Origin of the sequence: Pseudomonas sp. TH41, from assembly GCF_016650695.1 — a bacterium.
In the GTDB taxonomy this organism is placed as follows: Bacteria; Pseudomonadota; Gammaproteobacteria; order Pseudomonadales; family Pseudomonadaceae; genus Aquipseudomonas.
In genome coordinates, this window is sequence record NZ_JAEKFH010000006.1 from 440932 (window position 1) to 461885 (window position 20954).

A 20954-nucleotide genomic window follows, 5' to 3' on the forward strand; every position below is an offset into this window, starting at 1 on the left:
ACCAATCCCTTTAGGGAGCGAGCTTGCTCGCGATGGCGGAGTGTCTGCCCGCATCAATGTTGAATGTTAGGCCGCTATCGCGAGCAAGCTCGCTCCCACAGGGGGCCCGCATTGGATTTGAGATTTGTTACAGGAGAAAATCATGCGTTTAGTGCAGTTTGAATTGAGTAACGGCGAGCGCCGCGTCGGCGTGGTCGAAGACGGTCTGGTGCGAGAAGTCCAGGACGCGCGCACCGTGCGTGACCTTGCACTGGCGGCGATCGAGGCGGGCGTCAACCTTGAGCAACAGGTGCAAACCCTGGGCCTGGGCATCAGTCACGACTATGCCGAGCTGCTGGCCAAGCTGCGAATTCTGCCGCCGCTGGATCACCCGGACCCGGCGCACATGTTGGTCAGCGGCACCGGACTGACCCATCTGGGCAGCGCCTCGGCTCGGGACAAAATGCACCAGCAGGCCGGCGACGAAGCCGCGATGACTGACTCCATGCGCATCTTCAAGTGGGGCGTGGAGGGTGGGCAACCGGCAGCGGGGCAGGCTGGCGCGCAACCGGAGTGGTTCTACAAGGGCGACGGCAGCATCGTCGTGCGCCCGGGCCAACCGTTCCCGCTGCCGCCGTTCGCCGAAGATGCCGGTGAAGAGCCCGAGATCAGCGGTCTCTATGTCATCGGTCAGGACGGTAAACCGTATCGCCTCGGTTTCGCGGTGGGCAACGAGTTTTCCGACCACGTGATGGAACGCAAGAATTACCTGTACCTGGCGCATTCGAAGTTGCGCAGTTGCAGCTATGGCCCGGAACTTCGGGTCGGCGAATTGCCGCAACACCTGGCCGGCAGCAGTCGCATTCTGCGCGATGGTGAAGTGCTGTGGCAGAACGAGTTTCTGAGTGGCGAAGCGAACATGTGCCACAGTCTCGCGAACCTCGAGTATCACCATTTCAAGTACAGCCAGTTCCTGCGTCCGGGTGACGTGCACATTCATTTCTTCGGCACCGCGACCCTGTCCTTCGCGGACGGCATACGCACACAACCGGGTGACGTGTTCGAAATCAGCCAGGCCGAATTTGGCGCGCCGTTGATCAACGGCATTGCAACCGTCGAAGCGGCCTTCGAGCCCGGCACCGTCGGCACCCTTTAAGGAGACACCCATGACGCAGATTCTTGGGCACAACTACATCGGCGGTCAGCGCGCCGCTGCCGGCACCATCATCGTCAAAAGCGTTGATGCCAGCACGGGCGAACACCTGCCTTACAGTTTTCACCAGGCCACTTTTGAAGAGGTCGACCGTGCCGCCCTGGCGGCCGCTGGCGCCTATCCGGTCTACCGCAGCCTGAGTGCCGCCAAACGTGCCGAATTCCTCGACGCCATCGCCGATGAACTGGACGCTCTGGGCGATGACTTTGTCGCGCTGGTCTGCCGCGAAACTGCGTTACCCGCCGCACGGATTCAAGGCGAGCGCGGCCGCACCAGCGGCCAGATGCGTTTGTTCGCCAAGGTGCTGCGTCGCGGTGACTTCTATGGGGCGCGCATCGATCAGGCCTTGCCCGAGCGCAAACCGCTGCCGCGTCCGGATCTGCGCCAGTACCGCATCGGTCTCGGGCCGGTCGCCGTATTTGGCGCGAGTAACTTTCCCCTGGCATTTTCCACCGCTGGCGGCGACACCGCTTCGGCGCTGGCTGCCGGGTGCCCGGTGGTGTTCAAGGCCCACAGCGGCCACATGGCCACCGCCGAACTGGTCGCGGATGCAATCCTCCGTGCCGCCGAAAAAACCGGCATGCCGGCCGGTGTGTTCAACATGATCTACGGCGGCGGAGTGGGTGGCGCGCTGGTCAAGCACCCGGCGATTCAGGCGGTCGGCTTTACCGGATCGCTCAAGGGGGGCCGCGCGTTGTGCGACATGGCAGCAACACGTCCACAGCCAATCCCGGTGTTCGCCGAGATGTCGAGCATCAACCCGGTGATCGTGTTGCCGCAGGCGCTGCAAACCCGCGCTGAAAGCGTCGCCCGTGACCTGACGGCGTCGGTGGTTCAGGGCTGCGGTCAGTTCTGCACCAATCCGGGTCTGGTGATCGGCCTTCGTTCGCCGCAGTTCAGTGCATTCGTGCAGCAGGTGGCCGGGCTGATGGGGGATCAACCGGCGCAAACCATGCTCAATGCCGGGACTCTGGGCAGTTATGGCAACGGCTTGCAGAAGCTCCTCGCGCATCCTGGCATCGAGCATTTGGCGGGTAACCCGCAGGCGGGGAATCAAGCCCAGCCGCAACTGTTCAAGGCCGATGTCAGCCTGCTGATCGATGGCGATGAAGTGCTGCAAGAGGAAGTGTTTGGCCCGACCACGGTGGTCGTCGAGGTGGCGGATCAGGCGCAACTCAGTGCGGCATTGAACGGCCTGCACGGGCAGTTGACGGCGACGATCATTGGCGAGCCGGCGGACTTCGCACAGTTCGGCGAGCTGACCGTGTTGCTGGAGCAGAAGGTCGGGCGGATCCTGCTCAATGGATATCCGACCGGTGTGGAAGTCTGCGATTCGATGGTCCACGGCGGGCCGTATCCAGCGACGTCGGATGCGCGCGGCACCTCGGTGGGCACCCTGGCCATCGACCGCTTCCTGCGCCCGGTGTGCTTCCAGAATTTCCCTGACAGCCTGTTGCCGGATGCGTTGAAAAATGGCAATCCGCTGAGTATTCAGCGCCTGGTGGATGGCCAGCCGTCCCGCGAAGTCCTGTAACTGATCATTCCCATGCTTTGCGTCATTGGCGTCTCGTAACAACTAAAGGGGGAACTTGCTCCCCTCGTTCCCCCTTGCTCTGCCTGCCTCCAACCAACACATACAGGTCGTTGCCCGCAGCAAGAGACCAACCGCTCATAAAGGCAAAACGATGATCGAGTTGAACCAAGTCACCGCCTATCAACAACAGACCCAAGTGTTTGATCGGATCTCACTGAAAATCGGTTACAACGAACGCGTCGCCATCCTCGGCCCTAATGGGGCAGGCAAAAGCACACTGTTGAAACTGATGACCCGGGAGATCCACCCCGTCGACACGCCAGACAGCTATCTCAAGCTGTTTGGCGATGAAAGGGTCAACCTTTGGAACCTGCGCAGCAAGATCGGCTTTGTCTCGCAGGACCTACAGGAAGATTACACCCCTTATACCTCGGCGCTGAATGTCGTCATCTCAGGTTTTTTTGGCGCTATAGGTGCACATGATCATATAAAACCCTCTGATGATCAGGTCGCACTGGCACGAGATCTCATGGCAAAACTGGGCATGTCTGTCGATGAACAACACATGTTTCAGCGCCTGTCCACGGGGCAAAAACGCCGCCTGTTACTGGCGCGCGCGCTGGTTCACGATCCGCAGGCATTGATCCTCGATGAGCCCACCAGTGGCCTCGATATGGGGGCGAGTCTGGGCTTGCTGAAGCTGATGCGCAGCTTTTGTGGCGAAGGTCGGGCGATGATTATTACCACTCACCACATTAACGAAATAATTCCCGAGATTGATCGAGTGGTGTTGATGAGCGAAGGGCAAGTGGTAGCCGATGGTCCCAAGAGCGAGATTCTGACCAGCGATAACCTTTCGGATCTGTACCAGACCGACCTGGAAGTGTCCGAGCAGTATGGTTGGTATGGCTGCTGGCACAGTTGAGGTGGGCCTCGTTTCAACGGCTGCTTCTTGGAATTCGACATCAAATGTGTATATTGAATACAAAATCCAATAAGTGCAGGAGAGCGAAATGAATAACCCCATCAATCGCACGCTACAAGTCCCTTTCCAAGGCCCTACTTTGTTGGGAACCCCGCTTCTTAACAAAGGTACGGCGTTTGATCTGCAAGAGCGTGAAGCCTTGCATTTACAAGGGTTGCTTCCGCAGCAGGTCGAAACGATCGATCAGCAGGCCGAGCGCGCTTATCTGCAGTTCCAGGCTTGCACGACGGATCTGGACAAACACGTCCTGTTGCGCTCGATACAGGACTCCAATGAAACCCTTTTCTATCGGGTGGTCGATGACCATCTCGATGAAATGTTGCCGATTATCTACACGCCCACCGTTGGTAAGGCCTGTCAGGAATTCTCCCGTATCTACCGCAGCCATCGTGGGTTGTTCATCAGCATTGCCGACCGCGAGCGCATCGACGAAATCCTCAACAATGTCACCAAGGACCATGTAAAGGTCATTGTCGTCAGTGATTGCGAGCGCATCCTGGGGCTTGGCGACCAAGGTGTCGGCGGCATGGGCATTCCCATCGGCAAGCTGTCACTGTATACCGCTTGCGGTGGCATCAGTCCGGCTTACACGCTACCGGTGGTGCTCGACGTGGGGACTAACAATCCGAAGCTGCTGGCGGACCCCTTGTACTTCGGCCTACGGGAAGAGCGCATCCGTGGGGCTGAATATGATCAGTTCCTGCAGGCTTTTGTGGAGGGCATACAGCGCCGTTGGCCCGACGCGATTCTGCAGTTCGAAGACTTTGCCCTGACCAATGCCATGCCATTGCTGGCGCGCTATCGCGATCAGCTGTGCTGCTTCAACGACGACATTCAGGGCACCGCCGCCGTGACCGTCGGCACGTTGCTGGCGGCCTGCAAGGTCAAGGACCAGCGCCTATCCGAACAGACGGTCGCCTTTGTCGGCGCAGGTTCCGCTGGGTGCGGCATCGCCGAGCAGATCATTGCCGCCATGCAGTTGGAAGGACTGAGCGAGCCCCAGGCACGCAGCAGGGTGTACCTGCTTAACAGTAAAGGTTTGCTGACCGATCGCCAGCCTGACCTCTACGATTTCCAGCAGCGCCTGGCTCATCCCGGTGAGTCGCTGGCGCACTGGGATTTCAGCGGTGACTGGCCGTCGCTGCAGGAGGTGGTGAATAACGCCAAACCCACTGTGTTGATCGGCGTATCCGGTAAGGCCGGTCTGTTCACTCAGCAGATCATCGAGACGATGCATGCCCATTGCCCGCAACCGATCATCATGCCGTTGTCCAACCCGACCTCGCAGATCGAAGCGCATCCCAAGGACATCCTGCAATGGACCGAGGGGCAGGCTTTGGTGGCCACGGGCAGTCCGTTTTTGCCGATCGAGCTGTTGGGCAAAACTTTTCCCATTGCCCAGTGCAATAACTCCTACATCTTCCCTGGCATTGGCTTGGGGGCGATCGCCAGCAAGGCGACGCGCATCACTGACGGTATGCTGATGGCTTCTGCCCAGGCGCTGGCCGAGAGCGCGGGTGCGGGGCAGATGTTGCCTGCGTTGCGCGATGTTCAGGCCGTGAGCAAGCGCATCGCCTTCGCCGTTGGCATGGCAGCCCAGCGCGACAGCGTTGCCCCGCCCATGTCCGAGGAGGTATTGCAGGCAGCCATTGAGCAGCATTTCTGGCAGCCGGTTTATCGACAATACGTGCGACGCCCCGAATAAACGTTGAGTCAAAAAAATCCCGCCAATCTGGCGGGATTTTTTATCTCTAGGAAAACTCATGTCTTTGAATTGCGGATGGAAAAGCCGACGGTCTGTGCTTTCCTCAAGGAGGTCTGCAGCCGACCGGGGCGCCGCTAGACCAACGCCAGTGATACTGGAGGCAAACCTCCAATCTGCCCGTCCACCTGCCCAGGGCCTTCGGCGAAGAACATACCGGTGTAGGAACCCGTCGTGATGACAAAATCCTGGGGCAGGGTCAATCCCTGGCGGGTGTGATGGTTGACCAGCCACGGCAGCAGACGTCGCGGATCGCCCGCCGGGTTGGCGACCGCCGCTGGCACGATGCTGTTGCCGCCCAACGTCAGTTCGAGCTCAGGATGAACGAAATCGAAATCAGCTTCGTAAGGGACGAATTCGCCCACCACCAGGGCGCCATGGTTAAGCAGGTCTGCCAATTGGGTCAGGGGTTCGATCCGCGGCCAGGCCGCAAAGCGACTGGAAACGATTTCGATGGTTGCGGCCATTCCACCAACGCCGGCCATGACCTCATCTTCGCTGTACTCCTGATCACGAGGGCTGAATGCACGGTTGAATCGAAAGGCGATCTCCAGTTCCAGACCAACCGGTGCGTAAGCGACACGATCGAACTGGCTGGCAGATGGAAACAGGCAGTCCCGCGGCAGCGGTGAACCCTGGATCGGTCCGGTATGGGATTTTGAGCCAATCTTCCAGCCGCCGGCTTCGACTCCGCGCAGGCGTAAAATTTCCTGTTGAGTGAGGTAGGCGGCTGCCATATCGGCAGGGTACAAGTCGTTGTCGAGTTCGCCCAACGACCTGCGCTCACGTTGCGCTTCGACGATCAGTTGTGCCAGGTGCGAAGGGTTGGATGCTGTGTTCAATGTGTCGCTCCATTTTTCAAGACCCCACCCGCAGGCGGGAGTTAGCTGCAAGTTATTTACTGATGACGGGTGTGGCTTGCGCATCAGTTGTCGGCGGCAGGGGCGCTTTCAAATACTCAAACTTGTTCTGCGGCTTCATGCGGAAGGAAAGAATCACGCCAATCGCAAGCAGGACGATGCTGACCAGGAACGGCAGCTGCCAGTTGCCGAATTTGTCGATCAAGAATCCGGCCGCCACGGGACTGACGATAGCCGCCATGGCCGACCCCGTGTTCATCATGCCGCTGGCGGTACCGCAATGATCAGGCGCGATGTCCATCGGGATGGCCCACATCGGGCCGATTGTCATCTCGGAGAAGAAGAAGCCGATGGCGAGGCACGCCAGGGAAACGTGCATATCCTTGGTGAACATCAGCGGTACCAGGGATAGCAGCGTCAGCCCGAGGCAGACTGCGACCATCAGGCTGCGCGCCTTGTTCAGATCTTTGGTGCGAGCGTAGATACGGTCACTGACGATGCCGCCCAAGGTATCGCCAACGACACCGCCGAAGAACACCGTGGAGGCGAAGATTGCGGTGTTTTTCAGATCAAGGCCCATGTTCATGAAGTACATCGGCACCCAGCTCAGCAGCAACCACAGCGTCCATCCGTAGCAGAAATAGACAATGGTCACGGGCGCCATGCGCTTGAAAAGTCGTCCCCAGGCCAGAGGCTGCTTACTCTTCACCTTGGGTAGCGGCAAGACATCCAGTTCTTTTTGCGAGATGCGCGGATGGTCCTTCGGCAGTTCCGTGAAGACCAACGCCCAGAGCACCACCCATACCAAGCTGATGCCCGCGCAGACATAGAAAGATTCCCGCCACCCATAAGTCGCCATGATCGCGATCATGGCTGCAGGGGCTAGGGCATTGCCAAGACGCGCGAAGGCATGGGTGATGCCTTGCGCAAATCCGCGTTTCTCCTTGGGAACCCAGCGCGACATTGCCGCTGTTGCAGCAGGAAAGGTGGCACCTTCGCCGAGGCCCAGGAGCAGCCGCGCGATAATCATAGAAACGAAACCACCGGCGAGACCTGTTAACACAGTAGCGCCGGCCCAAATCAGCCCGCAGGCCACCAGCGTTCGTTTGGCGCCGAATCGGTCGCTGACCCAGCCGCCGATGATCTGAAATACGAGGTAGGGGTACGCAAAAGCAGAGAAGACGAGGCCAATCTCCGTCTTGGTCAAATTGAATTCCTTACCGAAACCGACCGCTGCCGTACTGACATTGACTCGGTCCAGGTAGGTAATGAAATACATGGCGCACAGCATGAATAGCACCACTGTGGTGGGGCGCAGACGTAAAAACTTCATGTGTTCTATCTCCAGTTTCTTATTGTTCACGCTGACAAACGCGATGACTCGGGATAGTTAGTCGGATCAGGGGAGCTGCGGCAGATGCCGCAGCTCCTTTCACATCATTCGCGCCGCAGCGGTACGGATTGCCCTCCCAGATAATCCATGGCCGCCAGTACGCCACTGGATTGGAGTTTCACCCCGGCCATTTGCAAACCCATTTCGCAGCCGGTCAGTGTGGCCATCAGCATCAGATCATTGCAGTCACCCAAGTGGCCGATGCGGAACATGCGGCCTTTCATCTTGCCCAGGCCCGTTCCCAGTGACATGTCGAAGCGCTCGTAGATGGTCTTGCGTACGACATCGGCGTCGATGCCATCGGGTGTCATCACGCCGGTCAACACGGGGCTGTACACGCTCGGATCGGCGCACTGGATTTTCAGGCCCCAGGCATTCACGGCTGTGCGGCAGGCATGGGCGAGGCGGTTGTGGCGGATAAACACATTGTCCAGCCCTTCGCCGAGGATCATGTCGAGGGCCTCGGACAATCCATACAGCAGGTTGGTGTTTGGGGTATACGGCCAATAGCCGGTCTTGTTCATTTCAACGATTTCGTCCCAGGCCCAGAAACTGCGCGGCAGGCCTGCTGTTTTGCTGGCCTCCAGGGCTTTTGGGGACAGGGCGTTGAAGCTGATGCCTGGAGGGAGCATGAGACCTTTTTGCGATCCGGACACGGTGACGTCTACACCCCATTCATCATGACGATAGTCGGCTGACGCGAGGCCGGAAATGGTATCCACTAACAGCAGTGCCGGGTGGCCGGCGGCGTCGATGGCCTTGCGCACTGAAGCGATATCCGAGGTCACACCGGTGCTGGTTTCGTTATGCACGACGCAAACTGCCTTGATGCGGTGACGGCTGTCGGCGCGCAGATGCTCTTCGATCATTTGCGCATCGACCCCGCCGCGCCAGCCCTCAATCCCGGGCCGGCCGATGAATTGCGGCTTGAGCCCCAGGCTCAGTGCCATTTTCTGCCAGAGGGTGGCGAAATGACCGGTTTCAAACATCAATACTTCGTCGCCAGCGCTCAGTGTGTTGCACAGCGCCGCTTCCCAGGCTCCGGTACCCGAGGCGGGGTAGATAACGACAGGATGCCGGGTCTTGAAAATCTTTTTGATGCCATCCAGCACTTTGAGCCCCAGCTCTCCGAATTCCGGGCCACGGTGATCAATGGTGGGATAGCTCATGGCTCGCAGGATGCGATCCGGAACCGGGCTCGGGCCAGGAATTTGCAGAAAGTGGCGGCCGGCGGGGTGGAAATCAAGTTTTAACATGGTGACTCCTCTTTTTGTATTTTGAATTCAAAATACGTTAGCACGTCATGTTGCTGTGTCAAACCCTATAATTGCGCTAATATTCGGCAGTAACCGCGACGTTTTTGAATAAGGCATGGTTTTTAAGCGATGCTGATGAGGATTTTGAATGCAAAATATTGAAGAGTTGGGGGCGCTCGCCAGCCCTCGATTGATGCCCAAGGTCGAACGCCAGCGTTTGCACGACATGGTTGTGGAACACCTGCGCAGCTTTATTACCGAAGGTGTGCTAGCACCCGGAAAGAAACTCAACGAACGCGAGCTCTGCGAAACTCTGGGTATCTCCCGCACACCTTTACGTGAAGCGTTGAAGGTGCTGGCCGTTGAAGGCCTGATCGAGATCAACCCCAACCGCGGTGCGAGTGTCGCGCGTATGTCGGAGCTGGAAATTCGCGAGACCTTCGAGCTGATGAGCGGGATTGAAGCCTTCGCTGGCGAACTGGCCTGTGAACGCATCACGCTTCAGGAAATCGAGGAGATCAAAGCGCTGCACTACGCCATGGTGGTCAGCAAGAACCAGAACGACTTGCCGGGCTATTATCAGCGCAACCGCGCCATCCACGATCTGATCAACCTGGCCGCACGCAACTCGGCGTTGCGCCAGGTGTACCTGTCATTGAACCGTCGCATCCAGGCGCTGCGCTTTCTGTCCAACCAGCAGGCGCCGAAGTGGGAAAGGGCGTTGCACGATCACGAAGAAATGATCGAGGCCTTACAAGCGCGAGACAGCAAGCGCTTGAGCAGCATTCTTCGTCACCATCTTCTGGAGAAACGCGACGCCATCATGCTGATGGTTCGCGACGACTCCGAACATCCAGACTCCATTCGCCGCTAGGGAGCCGGATCATGGCGCTTGACCTCGACGTTTTGCTGGCAGCCTGTGCCGATCGCCTGCCGCAGTTAGAGCAGCAGCGCCTGATGCTCTATGCCGGTGCCAATATCCCCAGCGCCCGAGCGATGGCGGCCTATAGTCCGGCACTCAGCGCGTACCCGGCGATGGGGCCGACTGACTGCAAGGAACAGCCGGAAACCGAGCTGGTCAGCGAGCTTGAACGTCGTGCCAGTCAGGCCGCCATGACGCTCTTCAACGCGGTATGGGCCGAAGTCAGGCTGGCCAGTTGTACGCTGGCCAACCTGGCCATTTTCCATGCTTACTGCCAACCGGGCGATCGCGTGCTGGCACCGGCCGCTGAACATGGCGGGCATCTGAGTCAGCGCCGAGGCGGCACCCCGCAAATGGCTGGCCTGGTGGTCGAGGATCTGCCGTACGATCGCTCCGCCTGCCGGCTTGATACCGCACGCGCCGTCGAGTTGATCGAGCAATCCAAGCCCAGGCTGGTGATGTTGGGACGCAGCATCATGATCAAGGCCGACGATATTGCTCCCGTCGTGCAAGCCGCCCGCAGCGTGGGGGCCAAAACCCTGTTCGATGCCTCACATGTGCTGGGTCTGATTGCTGGAGGCGTGTACCCCAACCCGTTCGACTCGGGCGTCGATCTGATCAGCAGTTCCACTTATAAAACCTTGCCCGGACGGCCCCAAGGGCTGGTACTGGGGCGCGACCCGCGAGACGCGCAGCCGCTGCGTGATCTGCTCGACACGCGGATGCTCGCCAATTACGACGCGGGGCGACTTCCATCATTGTTGGTTACTCTGACCGAAGCCCAGGCCAATGGCGCCGAGTACGCGGCAAAAATCATCGCCAACAGCGCCGCATTGCACCGGTCACTGCACAACATCGGAATGCCTATCCTCGCGGCCAACAGCGGCGAGGTGCATACCCATCAGCTGTTGTTACCGTTAGCAAAAAGTGTGGATCCGCGGATGGTCATGACCGCGTTGCAGGCGCACGGCATCCTCATTGGTACGTGCGTCGACCCATCACTTGCCGGCCATCAGGCACTGCGGCTGGGTACTCAGTTCATCACCCGACAAGGGCTGGAAGCGACGCACATGTCTGAAGTGGCCCGGCTGCTCGCTCAAGTATTGCAGGTGTCGCCGTGCGGACGTCTGCAAGCTTGTCCAGCCACGGAGACTGCGGCCTCCTCACAACAAATCCGGGAGATGCTGGCGAGGTTTCACTAATATCAATGGCTTTCAGTTGGAATGCATATTGAATTCAAAATGCAATATCGGTGACACTAGCGGCCTTTCACAACAGTGAGTATTCCGTTCCTGTGACGGAAGCGAGGACGCTATGACCGATTTCCCGCGTAGAGTCACCCTGACAATCGCCCCGCAATTGCTACGTTTTATCGAAGACGAAGCGCTGCCTGACACTGGTCTGGACAGCAACGTTTTCTGGAACGACTTGGATCAACTGGTCCACGACCTCGCACCTCGCAACCGTACTCTGTTGGACAAGCGCGATCTCCTGCAGGCGCAACTGGACGCTTGGCACCGTAACCATTTGGGGCCGGTGCAGGACAAGTCCACCTACCGCAGCTTCTTGCAATCGATTGGTTATCTGCAACCTGTGCGGACAGCAGTTACCGTGACCACCGCCAATGTGGACAGCGAAATTGCCACCCAGGCCGGTCCCCAACTGGTGGTTCCAATAATGAATGCGCGTTACGCGCTCAATGCGGCGAACGCCCGTTGGGGCTCTTTGTACGATGCGTTGTACGGTACAGATGCCATTGCCGATGAAGAGGGCGCGCGTAAGAACGCAGGGTTCAACGCGGCGCGCGGGCAGAAAGTCGTGGCCTATGCCCGCGCGTTTCTCGATAGGAGCGTGCCATTGGCGTCGGGGTCTCATGCCGACTCCACGCGCTACAGCGTCGAAAATGGCCAACTGCGAATCGCTTTGGCGGGCGGTACGACAACCGGGCTGAAGCATCCACAGCAGTGGGTGGGTTTTCAGGGGGACGCAGACTCGCCAAGTGCAATTTTGCTGTTGAACAACGGCCTGCACATCGAGATCCAGATTGATGGGGCCAGTGCCATCGGAGGCACCGACGCCGCGCAGATCAAAGACGTCGTATTGGAGGCAGCGCTGACCACCATCATGGATTGCGAAGACTCGGTGGCCGCGGTCGATGCCGCTGACAAGGTCGTGGTGTATCGCAACTGGCTGGGGTTGATGAAAGGTGACCTGAGCGAAACTCTGGAAAAAAACGGGCGCTCCGTCATACGACGGCTCAACCCGGATCGCCAATGGTCTCGCGCGGACGGCTCATCACTGACGTTGCCGGGGCGCTCGCTGATGCTCGTGCGAAACGTCGGCCACCTGATGACCACTCCAGCGCTGCTGGACAACGAAGGACGCGAGGTGCCCGAAGGCATTCTGGACGCAGTAGTCACCAGTCTCGCGGCGATGCATGACCTCAAACATCGAGGCAATTCCCGCACCGGAAGCGTCTACATCGTCAAACCGAAAATGCACGGCCCTGATGAAGTGGCATTCACCGGTCAGTTGTTCAGTCGTGTCGAGCAGATGCTCGGGCTGCCGGCGAATACCTTGAAAATGGGCATCATGGACGAAGAACGGCGAACCACCCTTAATCTCAAGGCGTGTATTGCCCAGGCCACCGAGCGGTTAGTGTTCATCAATACGGGCTTTCTTGATCGCACGGGTGACGAGATGCACACCTCCATGGAGGCCGGTCCGATGATGCGCAAGGGTGAAATGAAATCCAGCTCATGGCTCAAGGCTTATGAGCTCAACAACGTGCTGGTTGGCCTCGATTGCCAACTGCAGGGCAGGGCGCAGATTGGTAAGGGCATGTGGGCCATGCCGGATCTGATGAGCGCCATGCTGGAGCAGAAAGTGGCGCACCCCTTGGCCGGTGCGAGCACGGCGTGGGTCCCGTCACCCACGGCGGCCACACTCCACGCGATGCATTATCACCAGGTTGACGTCACATCTGTGCAGAACCGGATAGCGCAGAATGCATCCGCGGGTGAAATCGCTGAACTGCAGGACCAGTTGCTGGATATGCCCGTGGGCCGCGTCGGTGATTGGGATCAACAAGCGATTACCGAGGAGTTGGAGAACAACGCACAGGGCCTTTTAGGCTATGTCGTGCGTTGGGTCGATCATGGGGTGGGGTGCTCGAAGGTGCCCGATATCCATGACGTCGGACTGATGGAGGACCGAGCGACCTTGCGGATATCCAGCCAGCATATGGCCAACTGGCTCAGGCACGGTGTGGTGAACCGCGAGCAAGTCATGGCGGTACTTAAGCGAATGGCGTTGGTCGTAGATGCCCAAAACGCTGGTGACGCTGCGTATCAGCCTATGTCGAAGAACTACGACGATTCGCTCGCGTTCACTGCTGCTTGTGCGCTGGTATTTCAAGGGACCGCTCAACCCAACGGATATACCGAACCCTTGCTGCACCGCTTCAGGCAGTCACGAAAGGAGTGAGCGCTGCAAAGAGACGGCAATGGGCCCCTTCTGCAAGGGGCTCGTTCAATGAGTGTTACAGGTGGGCCGTTCTGATGGTTTCGATCAGTTGCCTTAATCCAGGATGGACCTGCCGGCGACTGGGGTAATACATAACCATAGGTTCACTGGTGCTGGCCCATGACGGCAATACCACCTCCAGGCGCCCATCAGCCACTTGCTGTGCCACGCGAAGTTCCAGGCAGTAGGCAAGGCCCAATCCATCTATGGCAGCGTCCAGGGCGATATCCGTTTCATTCACGATGATTGGGCCGGGTACATCGATTTCACAAACGTCATCACCGTCGCCGAGTTCCCACTTGTAGATCGAGTTATCGCCAATCCGGATTCTGATGCATTCGTGCTGCAGTAGATCCTCCGGTTTTTCCGGGCGTCCGTGTCGCTCCAAGTAAAGCGGGGAGCCCACGACAACCCATTTCAACGGTTTGGTCAGTGGCACGGCGACCAGGTCCTGAGGAACAGTCGCACCGTAACGTATGCCGGCGTCGAAGCCTGTCTTGATGATGTCGACCATGTTGTCGTCGACAATGATTTCAAGCTTGATATCGGGATAGGTCTGGCAAAACCGGGTCACAATCGGCCCCAACAACAAGCGCGAGGCATCACGGGGCACATTGAGTCGCAACCTTCCCATGGGGGCATTGCGATATTGCTCCAGTTCACCCATGGCCGCTTCTATTTGCCCGAATCCTAGTTCCAGACCTTCTACCAGCGCACTGCCGGCAGCCGTCGGCACGACGGAGCGACTGGTGCGATTGAGCAATTTGACGCCCAATCGATTTTCCAGATTACGCATGGCATGGCTGAGGGCTGATGTTGACACCCCCAGTTCCGCCGCTGCGAAACGGAAACTTCGGCGTCGGCAGATGACGGAGAAGACATTCAAATCAGCTAGATCGGCTCTGGATAAGGCAGGCATTCGGCGAGTTCTCGTGACGGGTTCATAAAGACGTGTGAAATGGCGCCTCATCGGCTCATTGAATTTTATTCAACGATACTTGCGTTATGATCATCTTGCACGAAATCGTTGAATCCAGCCTTCTGTTTTATCCAATACGCGAGTGTTTATGTCCCACGTTGATAGCAAATTGCTTGATGAATCTTCAGGCGATGAGGTGGCGTCGCCCCAGCAAAGTTGCACGAGTCAACGTCTAGCTATCCTGGCCCTCGGTGTGGGTGGATTTGCCATTGGCACTGGCGAATTCGTGATTATGGGTTTGTTGCCTGATGCGGCAAAAGACCTCGCTATTTCCATTCCGGAGGCCGGTCACCTTATAAGTTTCTATGCCCTGGGCGTGGTCATTGGTGCGCCATTGCTGGCCGTTGCGGGAGGGCAATGGGCTCGTCGCAATTTCCTGATTGGGCTGATGGCGGTCTTCGCGCTCGGCAACTTTGCCAGTGCACTGGCACCGTCCTATCAGTCGATGCTCGTTGCCCGGCTGCTGACGGGCTTTCCCCACGGCACCTATTTTGGCGTGGCAGCGTTGGTCGCTGCTGGTTTGGTGGCGCGAGAGCTTCGAACGCAAGCGGTAGCCATGGTGCTGATGGGCCTTACGTTGGCGACGTTGTTCGGCGTACCGGCAACAGCGGCGGTGGGGCAGTGGTTTGGCTGGCGGACCGCCTTCCTGATCGTAGGCCTCATAGCGTTGCTCGCTGCGGCAATGATCTGGCGTTTTGTGCGTTACGCTCCTGGAAATCGATCGTCCAGCCCTCTGCGTGAGCTTTCAGCGCTCAATCGCAGTCAGGTCTGGCTGACGCTCCTTATCGGCGCAATCGGTTTCGGGGGGATGTTCTCGGTCTTCAGCTATGTCAAGCCGACCATGATAGAGCTGACACATTTGCCCGAGGAAGTTGTGCCGATCGTGCTGACTCTGTTCGGCGCAGGCATGGTTGCCGGCAACCTTATCGGCTCCAGACTCGCCGACCGGGCGCTCTTGCCCACGATCGGTGGAGTGCTGGTCTGGGCGACTATGGTTTTGACGCTCTTTGTATTCACCGCCAGCAACCCATGGCTGGCTCCGATGAATGTGTTCCTGGTAGGCACTTTGATTGCCCTGGGCCCTTGCTTGCAAACGCGCCTGATGGATGTGGCAGGTGAAGCCCAGACACTGGCGGCAGCCTTGAACCACTCGGCCTTCAATGCGGCCAATGCGTTGGGTGCATGGCTGGGCGGGGTGACCATCTCCGCCGGTTTTGGCTGGGCCTCGACAGGTTGGGTGGGCGCACTGCTGGCATTAGGAGGGCTGGGTATATTTGCGGTTTCCATGATGTGGGCGAGCGATACGGACAACCGTGTAGCCGTGTGAGGGACCCATTGTTCTTCTCTTCTAATGCCGGCAATCGGCTCTAAACCAGGATTTCAAATGACTCATCCTGCATTGATTCCAGGCGCTGTCGCGGTGATTACCGGCGGTGCCGCCGGTATCGGCCTGGCTGCGGCCAAGCGCTTCGCTCAACAAGGGCTGCGCATCTGTATTGCCGATCTCGGGGCCCAGCGTCTCGCAAAAGCTGTCGAAGAAGTCTGCGCATTGGCTGCGAACGGCATTCAGGACGTTTTTGCTATTGAAACGGACGTCAGTCGTGTCGAAGACCTGCTCCGCCTGCAAGCGGCCGTTCGGGAGCGCTTCGGCGGTACGGATGTATTGATGAACAACGCCGGCATTCAACCCGGCAGCGGGATTTTCGGTCCTGCGCAAAATTGGCAGCGTGTCCTGGGTGTCAACTTGTGGGGTGTGATTCATGGCTCGCAGGTGTTCGTACCCGAGATGATTAAGCGCGGTCGTCCGGGCCTCGTGATCAATACGGGTTCCAAACAGGGTATTACCACCCCGCCAGGTGATCCTGTGTACAACGTTTCGAAAGCAGGACTGAAGGCGTTTACCGAAGCGTTGCAGCATGAGCTGCGTAACACCGCGGGCGGACAGATCAGCGCGCATCTGTTGATCCCGGGCTTTGTGTTCACAGAATTGTCTCGCAATGGCCGGCGCGAAAAACCCGCTGGCGCCTGGACGCCCGAACAGACCATCGACTTCATGATGGCGCGTCTCGACGCGGGAGATTTCTACATCCTGTGCCCAGACAACGACGTACCTCGTTCATTGGATGAACTGCGCATTCTTTGGGCCGCTGGTGACGTTGTCGAGAACCGCCCGGCACTGTCGCGCTGGCATCCGGACCATGCTGCAGCATTCGACGCGTTCATCAAACAACAGGGCTGAAACAGCCTGAAAATGTTTGTCGGTGCTGCCCAAACACTCCGTTTCGCATCAATGAAGAGGACTGAACCATGAAGGTAGGTTTCATAGGGTTGGGGCGCATGGGCGCCGGTATGGCTGCGAATCTCGTGAAGGCCGGCCATGACGTGACCGTATTCAATCGCAGCCGCGCGAAGGCGGACGAGGTCGTGGCACTAGGAGCAAGGGCCGCCGCGACCGTGGCAGAGGCCTGCCAGGGTGAGGTGGTCATGACGATGCTCGCGAATGACGAAGCCGTCGAGAGCATGGTCTTCGACGAGGAAGGCGTGCTCGCGAGTCTTGCTGAAGGCACGATCCACATCTCCGCGAGCACGATCAGCGTCGCCCTGTCGCGGCGACTTTCGCAGAGCCACGCATTAAAAGGGCAGCGCTATGTCGCAGCGCCGGTCTTCGGACGTCCGGAGGCTGCGGCCGCTGGTCAGCTCTTCGTCGTTGCGGGCGGTACCGATGATGCGATCCGTGACGCCACGCCGTTGTTCGATGCCATTGGCAAGCAGACGGTCATCATGTCCGACACGCCAAGCCTCGCCAATCTGGTGAAACTCAGCGGCAATTTCCTGATCGCTTCGGTGATCGAGTCACTCGGCGAAGCAATGGCGCTGGTCGGGAAGGCGGGTATCGACCGGCACCAATATCTCGAGCTACTGACGTCCTCGCTGTTCAATGTCCCGGTTTACAAGACCTATGGCGGGTTGATCGCGGCGGAGCAGTTCGAACCGGCAGGCTTCGCCGCGCCACTCGGACAGAAGGACATCCGGTTGACCCTCGCTGCCGCCGAGGAACTGTGCGTCCCCATGCCGCTCGCCAGCCTCTTGCGCGACCGATTCCTGACCCTGATGGCGCATGGCGGTGAAACGCTGGATTGGTCGGCGATCGGCCATCTCCCCACGAAAGATGCCGGCGAAGGCTCGAGATGATCGAACTCAACTGAAAGTGAGCGGCGACCGTCAGGATTCCTGAACATACCTTGGAGATTTCACAGTGGAACAAATTGAAATCGGCTCGTCCGGACTGAAGACGTCGCGCATTGGCCTGGGCACATGGGCTATTGGGGGATGGAAGTGGGGGGGCACCGACGAACGACAAGCCATCGCCACCATCCGCTCGGCTGTGGAGCACGGCGTGACGCTGATCGACACCGCGCCGGTCTATGGCTTCGGCAATTCTGAGGAGATCGTGGGCAAGGCGCTCGCCGGGGGGCTGCGGGACAAGGTGCAGATCGCGACTAAGGCAGGCCTCGCCTGGAAAGACGGCAAGGTCTATCGCGATTCCCGGCCTGCGCGTCTCACCCAGGAAGTAGAGGATTCACTGCGGCGGCTTGGCACCGACACCATTGACCTCTACCAGATCCATTGGCCGGATCTGGAGACGCCGTTCGAGGAAACCGCATTGGCTCTCGAGAAGCTGCGCCTGGCGGGCAAGATTCGGGCGATCGGCGTCAGCAATTTCTCGCCGGCGCAGTTGGAAGCATTCCGCGCCGTTGCCAGGGTCGACGCCGTTCAGCCACCGTACAATTTGTTCGAGCGGGAGATGGAAGTCGATGTGCTCCCGTATGCCAACAAGACAGGTCTTACGGTCCTGAGCTATGGCGCGCTCTGCCGCGGGCTTCTCTCCGGCAGGATGAGCGCATCCACCACCTTCGACGGCGACGATCTGCGAAAGGTCGATCCGAAATTCCAGGGCGATCGTTTCTCGCACTATCTCGCCGCCGTGGATGAACTCGCCGCCCTGGCGCGGCAGCGCTTCGGCAAATCCGTGCTCGCGCTCGCCGTGAGGTGGGTACTCGACCAGGGTCCGACAATCGCGCTGTGGGGCGCGCGCCGCCCGGATCAACTCGACCCGATCAGCGAAATCAGTGGCTGGCAAATCGACGAGGCGAGCAAGCGCGAGATCGACGCTATTCTCGCGCGCTGTATCCAGAGTCCGGTCTCGCCCGCCTTCATGGCCCCGCCACTGACGCGGCCTGACCTCGGGGGCGATGTTGCCCACGCTTGTCAACAGGCCTTGGCAGGCCGTTGAAAAACTCGATTCCAACAGCACCCGCCCGCCAGATTTGATGGTTTTCAACTGATCAGACCTGGCGGGTCCCTTAGCCTGATCGCGGGCTTTTTATACCCATTCGCGCGCCTCAACGTGTTCGACCGTTCTGTAATTTTGGCGGCTGTCGTGCGCAGCACTAATAAAAGCTATTTTTCTCTCTGGTAGCCCATGAGCCATTTACCACCAGCTAGTCCGAAGCAACCTGCAGTCTTTGTGCAGGTGAGTGCGACACCCCGGCAATTTCACTGGTGTAAAACATTGCCTACCCGATGGGCGAGCTATGGGTTGATCGCCGTACTGCTTGCAATCAGCGGCTTTGCAGTGTGGTCCTCAATAACCACCGGACGCCTTGGGCAGGAGGCAATCGCCTGGAGCCGACTGTCCGACCATTACACCTCGGCAGGGACTGCAGTGGCAGCCGCCAAGTCTCTGGGGCATAAATATCGGCTGGATCCCAACCCCAAAGTACGACATGACTTCAACAATGTCGTAACGCAACTGACCACTGCGCTCGAGAATATTCACCGCTTGGGATCGCCTGAGGACCGTACCCTCGTCGAGGGTGTTCGCACGGAACTGACGCCCTACCTGGAAAGCATCAATAAGTTGTTCGACGCAGTCGATCGCGGCGATGACACGCAGGTGCGCTGGATCGACAATGAAGAGGCTGGCCCGAGATTCGAAAAGATTGAAAAAACCGTCCTGCAAGCCTCGGATAATTACCGCTACGAGTCGATTGTGGCGCTGGAGAAACTGCGCACACGGGAATCCTTCAACGCCAGTACCACCCCAATCGTTTTTATCGCCGGACTGATCCTCGCGGGCCTGTTTGCCACGGTGCTGCAGCGCACTCGCGTCGAGCTCGACAGCCAACGCAAAGCCGCACTGCACGCTTCACTGCACGACAAACTCACCGGGCTGGCCAACCGGACGCTGTTGGCCGACCGTTTCGAGCAGGCAATGCACTCGGCGCGGCGCCACGGCTCAACCACGGGTCTGTTGCTGATCGACCTTGACCGATTCAAAGAGGTCAACGACACCCTTGGACATTATTACGGGGATCGGCTGCTCGACCAGATTGGCCAGCGCCTGCTCAATGAGGCACGTAAAATCGACACTGTCGCCCGACTGGGAGGCGACGAGTTTGCCATCCTGCTTCCCTCCGTGGACGGTCTGGACGGCGCTTTACAGGCCGCACTGCGGCTACACACCGCGATCACTGCAACTTTTGAGATCGACGGCGTCGAGCTCGATGTCGAAGCCAGTTTCGGGGTGGTCGTTTCCGGCCTGCACGGTGACGATACTTCGACGCTAATGCAACGCGCCGACATCGCCATGTATGCAGCCAAGAAGCAGGGCATGGGCATACTCACCTACGACCCGGAATCGGATCGTCGATCTCCAGAACACCTGACCATTCTCGGAGACTTGCGTCGAGGTCTGGATCGTGGCGAGTTGTTCCTGGACTACCAACCCAAAGTGAGCCTGAGCACAGGGAAAGTCACCGGTGTCGAGGCGCTGGTGCGCTGGCAGCACCCGGTACGCGGCCTTGTGCGTCCGGACGAATTCATTCCCTGCGCCGAGCTCACCGGGATTATCGGCTCGTTGACCTACTATGTGCTGAACCTCGCGCTGTCCCAGGTGCGGGTCTGGGCAGATGCCGGAATAAGCATCCCGGTGGCCGTCAACATTTCTGCGCGAAACCTGCTGGACGACAAGTTGGTCTTTCAGATTGTCGAGCTGCTTGAATGCCACCAACTGTCCCCGGACATGCTCGTGCTCGAAGTGACCGAGTCAGCCATGATGCTCGATCGTCATGCTGCTCGTACGATTCTGATGCGGCTCCATACGATGGGCATCCGTATCGCCATCGATGATTTCGGTGCGGGCTATACCAGCCTGGCTCAGTTGAAGGATCTGCCCATCAGCGAACTCAAGATCGACAAATCGTTTGTACTGGCCATGCAAAGTAATAAGGCCAACGAGCTGATCGTACGAAGTGTTGTCGACCTTGGACACAACCTTGGCATGTCGGTCATCGCCGAAGGCGTAGAAACAGTCGACGTACTCAATGCCTTGAGTAAATACCACTGCGACATCGCCCAGGGTTTTCACCTCTGCCGACCGATAAGCGCTGAAGCCTTCATGCGATGGTATGAAGAGCGAAATTGCGAGAAGTGTTAATCACCTTTTTGCCATTTCAGATACCCAATGATCCCTCACCCGATGAC

16 protein-coding genes are annotated in these 20954 nt (G+C 58.6%); 12 read left to right on the forward strand and 4 right to left on the reverse strand.

All coding sequences use genetic code 11. The features are described 5' to 3' along the window. Positions 1–142: 142 nt before the first annotated feature. From araD1 to JFU37_RS25960, 4 genes are all read left to right on the forward strand, one after another. The gene (araD1, locus tag JFU37_RS25945) at positions 143–1135 is read left to right on the forward strand and encodes an AraD1 family protein (RefSeq protein WP_201119885.1); all 993 of its coding nucleotides are present in this window, start codon (positions 143–145) and stop codon (positions 1133–1135) included. 10 nt (positions 1136–1145) lie between these two features. After that, positions 1146–2726: an aldehyde dehydrogenase (NADP(+)) gene (locus tag JFU37_RS25950; protein ID WP_201119886.1), complete on the forward strand. Its 1581-nt coding sequence runs from the start codon at positions 1146–1148 to the stop codon at positions 2724–2726. A gap of 151 nt (positions 2727–2877) precedes the next feature. After that, positions 2878–3651, forward strand: coding sequence for an ABC transporter ATP-binding protein (locus JFU37_RS25955; protein ID WP_201120086.1), 774 nt, complete (start codon positions 2878–2880; stop codon positions 3649–3651). Positions 3652–3739: 88 nt separating this feature from the next. Further along, positions 3740–5416 (forward strand): NAD-dependent malic enzyme, encoded by a 1677-nt coding sequence (locus JFU37_RS25960; RefSeq protein ID WP_201119887.1) that lies wholly within the window; start codon positions 3740–3742, stop codon positions 5414–5416. A 134-nt stretch (positions 5417–5550) separates the two neighbouring features. On the opposite strand, the gene JFU37_RS25965 is transcribed toward JFU37_RS25960, so the two are convergent. The 3 genes from JFU37_RS25965 to JFU37_RS25975 all read right to left on the reverse strand — a co-directional run bounded on the left by JFU37_RS25965 (position 5551) and on the right by JFU37_RS25975 (position 8982). Then, positions 5551–6315 carry a 2-keto-4-pentenoate hydratase gene (locus tag JFU37_RS25965; protein ID WP_201119888.1) on the reverse strand — a complete coding sequence of 255 codons (765 nt, stop codon included), beginning with the start codon at positions 6313–6315 and terminating at the stop codon, positions 5551–5553. Positions 6316–6367: 52 nt separating this feature from the next. Next, positions 6368–7666, reverse strand: a complete 1299-nt coding sequence (locus JFU37_RS25970; protein WP_201119889.1) for an MFS transporter — start codon at positions 7664–7666, stop codon at positions 6368–6370. A gap of 104 nt (positions 7667–7770) precedes the next feature. Further along, positions 7771–8982: a pyridoxal-phosphate-dependent aminotransferase family protein gene (locus JFU37_RS25975; protein WP_201119890.1), complete on the reverse strand. Its 1212-nt coding sequence runs from the start codon at positions 8980–8982 to the stop codon at positions 7771–7773. A gap of 148 nt (positions 8983–9130) precedes the next feature. Here JFU37_RS25975 and JFU37_RS25980 point away from each other — a divergent pair, with 148 nt between their 5' ends. The 3 genes from JFU37_RS25980 (at position 9131) to JFU37_RS25990 (ending at position 13390) form a co-directional block, all read left to right on the forward strand. After that, positions 9131–9856: a GntR family transcriptional regulator gene (locus tag JFU37_RS25980; protein ID WP_201119891.1), complete on the forward strand. Its 726-nt coding sequence runs from the start codon at positions 9131–9133 to the stop codon at positions 9854–9856. Between the two features lie 11 nt (positions 9857–9867). Next, positions 9868–11106: a glycine hydroxymethyltransferase gene (locus tag JFU37_RS25985; RefSeq protein WP_201119892.1), complete on the forward strand. Its 1239-nt coding sequence runs from the start codon at positions 9868–9870 to the stop codon at positions 11104–11106. Positions 11107–11218: 112 nt separating this feature from the next. Then, positions 11219–13390 (forward strand): malate synthase G, encoded by a 2172-nt coding sequence (locus JFU37_RS25990; RefSeq protein ID WP_201119893.1) that lies wholly within the window; start codon positions 11219–11221, stop codon positions 13388–13390. Positions 13391–13445: 55 nt separating this feature from the next. Here JFU37_RS25990 and JFU37_RS25995 read toward each other — a convergent pair whose 3' ends face one another. Next, positions 13446–14348, reverse strand: a complete 903-nt coding sequence (locus tag JFU37_RS25995) for a LysR family transcriptional regulator (RefSeq protein WP_201119894.1) — start codon at positions 14346–14348, stop codon at positions 13446–13448. A gap of 148 nt (positions 14349–14496) precedes the next feature. Between JFU37_RS25995 and JFU37_RS26000 the strand changes: the two genes are divergently transcribed. The 5 genes from JFU37_RS26000 (at position 14497) to JFU37_RS26020 (ending at position 20907) form a co-directional block, all read left to right on the forward strand. Then, positions 14497–15735: an MFS transporter gene (locus tag JFU37_RS26000; RefSeq protein WP_201119895.1), complete on the forward strand. Its 1239-nt coding sequence runs from the start codon at positions 14497–14499 to the stop codon at positions 15733–15735. Between the two features lie 57 nt (positions 15736–15792). After that, entirely contained in the window at positions 15793–16647 is an 855-nt protein-coding gene (locus JFU37_RS26005) for an SDR family NAD(P)-dependent oxidoreductase (RefSeq protein ID WP_201119896.1), read from the forward strand. A gap of 68 nt (positions 16648–16715) precedes the next feature. Next, complete coding sequence (locus JFU37_RS26010) at positions 16716–17600, forward strand: NAD(P)-dependent oxidoreductase (protein WP_201119897.1); 885 nt, start codon at positions 16716–16718, stop codon at positions 17598–17600. A gap of 64 nt (positions 17601–17664) precedes the next feature. Further along, positions 17665–18702: an aldo/keto reductase gene (locus JFU37_RS26015; protein ID WP_201119898.1), complete on the forward strand. Its 1038-nt coding sequence runs from the start codon at positions 17665–17667 to the stop codon at positions 18700–18702. Positions 18703–18981: 279 nt separating this feature from the next. Then, positions 18982–20907, forward strand: coding sequence for a putative bifunctional diguanylate cyclase/phosphodiesterase (locus JFU37_RS26020; protein ID WP_201119899.1), 1926 nt, complete (start codon positions 18982–18984; stop codon positions 20905–20907). The last annotated feature ends 47 nt before the right edge of the window (positions 20908–20954 follow it).